Below are 3,925 nucleotides of genomic sequence, written 5' to 3' on the forward strand. Positions count from 1 at the left end.
TTTTGTGTTGTTTTTTGTGGGGCTTCTTCTTACAATTTCTGTGTCCCCCCCCCGTCCGGGGGGGGGGGGGGGGGGGGGGCGCGCCCCCCCCCCGCCCGCCCCCCCCCCCCCCCCCCCCCCCCCTTTCTGTTTCCGGGACGCCATAGGATAGTTTAGTTTGACAGGATCGGGTGGTACGTCGCGCCCGCGGCATGGCGGTTCGCATTCTCGCTGCCATTCTCCTCTGTATTTTGCTATGTCGGCTGCAACGCTTCCAGACAAAAGGCCTTGCTCAATGTCCCTGTCCGACGACAGCCGCTATCTCCGGGGCGGTCCGGTCGCCCAACGCATCATCGCCTCGGTGCGCGAGGATGCAGCGATCGCCACCGCCGAAGGCTTTCCGGCCAAACTGATATCGATCACCGTCGGCGACACGGCTGCAGTCGATGTCTATGTGCGCAACCAGCGCGCCAAGGCGGCACTGGCCGGTATCGGCTTCGAGGAAAGGCGGTTTGCCGCCGACATCACCGCCGGCGAACTCGAAGCGGCGATCCATGGCCTGAACGCCGATCCGCGCGTCACCGGCATCATCATCCAACGGCCGGTGCCGGTGCATATCCCGATCAAGACGCTGCAAGCGGCGGTGCATCCGCTCAAGGACGTCGAGGGCATGCATCCGGCCTCGATCGGCAACATCGTCTACAACCAGCTCGACCTCGCACCCTGCACGGCCGCCGCTTCGGTCGAACTGCTCAGGGAAACCGGTCTCGATCTCAAGGGGCTCGAGGTCGTCATCGTCGGTCACTCCGAGATCGTCGGCAAGCCGATCGCCTTCCTGCTGATGAGCGAGGGCGCGACGGTGACGGTGTGCCACCACATGACGCGCTCGGTGGCCGCGCATGCGCGGCGTGCCGATGCTCTGTTCGTCGCCGTCGGCAAGCCGCGGCTGATCAAGGCCGACATGGTCAAGCCCGGTGCGGCCGTCATCGACATCGGCATCAATTCCGAGATCGGACCGGACGGGGAGAGCCGCATCGTCGGTGACGTCGACGCCGAGAGCGTCAAGCATGTGGCGTCCTGGATCACGCCGGTGCCGGGCGGCGTCGGCCCGATCACCGTGGCGATTCTTTTGCGCAACACGATGGTGGCGCTCAGCCGGCAGCGCGCGCGCTACCATGCGACCTATGGCGTGGTGGACAAGCTCGCAGCGGAATAAGCCGGCAGCGCCGGTGGATCACTCCGCCGCAACGGCTGCCCTGCTGTCCGGAACGCCCTCCGGCTGCGGCCCGCCATAGGCCCAGTCGAGCAGCTTTATCGTGTGCACCACCGGCAGTTTCGCGGCGGACGCAATCTGGGTGATGCAGCCGATGTTGCCGGTGGCGACGATTTCAGCACCGGTCGCCTCGATATTTCTCACCTTGCGGTCACGCAGTTGAGCCGAAATCTCCGATTGCAAAATGTTGTAAGTGCCGGCCGAGCCACAGCACAAATGCCCCTCGCGCGGCTCGCGCACGACGAAGCCGGCTTTGGCCAGAAGCTCCTTCGGCTGGCGGGTGATTTTCTGGCCGTGCTGCATCGAGCAGGCGGAGTGATAGGCGACGATGGTGCCGGGCTTGCGCACCGGCTCGGGCAGATCGATGCTTGCCAGATATTCGGTGATGTCCCTGGCCAGCGCCGACACCCGCGCCGCCTTGTCGGCATAGGCGGGATCGAGGCGCAGCATGAAACCATAATCCTTGATGGTGGTGCCGCAGCCCGACGCAGTGATGACGATGGCATCCAGCCCGCCTTGGTCGATGGCGCGCGTCCAGGCGTCGACATTGCGCCTGGCCGAGGCAAGGGCTGCCGCCTCGCGGCCCATGTGATGCACCAGCGCGCCGCAGCAGCCCTCGCCCTCGGGAACCACGACCTCGACGCCGAGCCGCGTCAGCAGCGCGATCGTCGTGTCGTTGATGGCGGGATCGAGCACGGACTGCGCGCAGCCGGTAAGGATGGCGACGCGGCCATTTTTGCTCGTGCCCTGCCCGGCATGAATGCCCGGTGAAGCCATTGGCGAGGCCGCAGGAATCGACGCCGGGGCGAGCTTGAGCATCGCACCCAGCGGCTTCAGCGCCGGGAGCTTTTCCAGCAATCCGGCGAATGGCTGGCCGAGCTTTGCCAGCTTGAGCGCAGCGCGAAACCGCGAGGGATAAGGCAGGACCAAGGCCAGCATGGCGCGCGTCAGCCGATCGGGCAGCGGCCGCTTGTAGGTTTCCTCGATATGGACGCGGGCGTGGTCGACCAGATGCATGTAGTTGACGCCCGACGGGCAGGTCGTCATGCAGGCGAGACAGGACAGGCAACGGTCGATATGGGTGACGATCTGCTTGTCGGCCGGTCGGCCGTTCTCCAGCATGTCTTTGATCAGGTAGATCCGCCCGCGCGGCGAATCCAGTTCGTTGCCAAGCGTCACATAGGTCGGGCAGGTGGCCGTGCAGAAGCCGCAATGCACGCATTTGCGCAGGATCTTTTCCGATTCCGCGACATGCGGATCGGCAAGCTGGGCAGCTGAGAAATTGGTCTGCATCTCGTACCTCCTAAGCCATGCGGCCGGGGTTGAGGATCGCCTTCGGATCGAATTCGGCTTTGAGCCGCGCCGACAATGCTGCCAGGTGCGGCGCCTGCGGCTCGAACACCGGCACAGCGGCGCGATGCGAAGGGGCGGCGCGCACCAGCGTCGCATGGCCGCCGCCATACTGTCTCACCAGTGCGCGCAGAAGATCGGCTTCGGGATCGCCATGCTCCATGCGCAGCCAGATCAGTCCGCCCTGCCAGTCATAAAAGGCATCGACGGCCGCCTGCATGCGCAGCGCCAGCACCATCTGGTGGCCTTGCGCCGGCGCCATCGACACGCGCCACACCGGCTTTTCCAGGCCGTCGGCAAACGGCGCACAATCGCGGATATCGCGCCAGACCGAATGCGAAGTCTCGCCCGAGATTTCGTCGAGCGGGCCGGCATTTCCGAGCAGATCTTTCAGCGCTGCGATGCGGTAGGCGACCGACGGGCCGAACCCCTCGACGCGCAGCAATGTCGCGGCGGTGCTGCCGAGACCGCCGCCGGCGACCCGTGCGGCAACGCGATCGGGAAGATGGGCAGCACTCGACACTTCGGCGCTGGAGCCGAGCGCCAGCGCCATAGCGGCCGCGGCATGATCGTCGAGCAGGCCGCGCACAGCCAGCGTGACTTCGGTCTCGGCAGCGGGCAGCACCTTGAAGGTGACGTCGGTAAGAACGGCAAGCGTGCCCCAGCTGTTGGCCATGAGCTTGGACAGGTCATAGCCGGTGACGTTCTTGACCACGCGGCCGCCCGATTTGAACGCCTCGCCACGCCCCGAAACCGCTGCAATGCCAAGAATATGGTCGCGCGCCGCCCCCGCCTTCAGCCGGCGCGGACCGCAAAGGTTCGCGGCCAGTACGCCGCCGATCGTGCCTTTTCCCTTTTCGCCGCCGAGCAGCGGGCCATAATCCAGTGGTTCGAAAGCGAGTTGCTGGCCGTTTTCGGCAAGTAATTTTTCGATCTCGGCGAGCGGCGTGCCGGCCTTTGCTGACAGCACCAGTTCAGCCGGCTCGTAGAGCGTCACGCCTGACAGTTTCGACAGGTCGAGCGTGTGCTCGGTCTGCAGCGGACGGCCGATGCCACGCTTGGAGCCATGGCCGAGGATTTCGAGCGGCGTTTCTTCCGCCGCCGCCCAGGCGACAGTGGCGAGAGTTTCGGCGGTGGTGGCGGCGGTGAAGGTGGTCATGGCTGTCCTGGGCGCACATCGGCCGCAGACCCCCTCTCCGTGGGGGGGGGGGGGGGGGCCCCCCCCCCCCCCCCGCGCGGGGGGGGGGCGCGCCCCCCGCCCCCCCCCCCCCGTACCAAAAACGGAATAAAGCGACACCCCCCGCGCCGCCGAGGCACTGGCGT

The 3,925-nt window shown here is 66.3% G+C and carries 3 protein-coding genes; 1 reads left to right on the forward strand and 2 read right to left on the reverse strand.

Annotated features, from left to right (window positions below):
- Positions 1-274 precede the first annotated feature (274 nt).
- On the forward strand, positions 275-1,195 hold the full coding sequence (locus AC0L3D_RS36105) for a bifunctional 5,10-methylenetetrahydrofolate dehydrogenase/5,10-methenyltetrahydrofolate cyclohydrolase (protein ID WP_128166173.1): 921 nt from the start codon (positions 275-277) through the stop codon (positions 1,193-1,195).
- An 18-nt stretch (positions 1,196-1,213) separates the two neighbouring features.
- Here the strand turns inward: AC0L3D_RS36105 and glcF are convergent, their stop codons facing one another.
- Both glcF and AC0L3D_RS36115 read right to left on the reverse strand, forming a co-directional pair.
- Complete coding sequence (gene glcF, locus AC0L3D_RS36110) at positions 1,214-2,545, reverse strand: glycolate oxidase subunit GlcF (RefSeq protein ID WP_128166171.1); 1,332 nt, start codon at positions 2,543-2,545, stop codon at positions 1,214-1,216.
- A gap of 10 nt (positions 2,546-2,555) precedes the next feature.
- A complete protein-coding gene (locus AC0L3D_RS36115; RefSeq protein WP_473647466.1) occupies positions 2,556-3,761 on the reverse strand; it encodes an FAD-binding protein in 1,206 nt (401 codons plus the stop codon).
- Between the last annotated feature and the right edge of the window lie 164 nt (positions 3,762-3,925).

This window comes from Mesorhizobium sp. WSM4837, from assembly GCF_055811435.1.